Source organism: Lactobacillus corticis (genome assembly GCF_018327645.1).
Taxonomy (GTDB): domain Bacteria; phylum Bacillota; class Bacilli; order Lactobacillales; family Lactobacillaceae; genus Lactobacillus; species Lactobacillus corticis.
Map to the genome: position 1 here is coordinate 1 of NZ_BMAY01000055.1, position 223 is coordinate 223.

The following is a 223-nucleotide window of genomic DNA, read 5'->3' on the forward strand; positions in this document are numbered from 1 at the left end:
TCACTTTCTGAAATCGATTGTGATTCTGATTCGGACTGGCTCTCAGAAATCGATTGTGACTCGGACTCTGATTCACTTTCTGAAATCGATTGTGATTCTGATTCGGACTCGCTCTCAGAAATTGATTGTGATTCGGACTCTGATGCACTCTCAGAAATTGATTGTGACTCGGACTCGCTCTCTGAAATAGATTGCGACTCGGATGCACTCTCGGAAATAGATT

The 223-nt window shown here is 43.0% G+C and carries 1 pseudogene; it reads left to right on the forward strand.

Annotated features, from left to right (window positions below):
- Positions 1-223, forward strand: a pseudogene (locus KI210_RS08690) (MSCRAMM family adhesin SdrC); the annotation flags it as partial.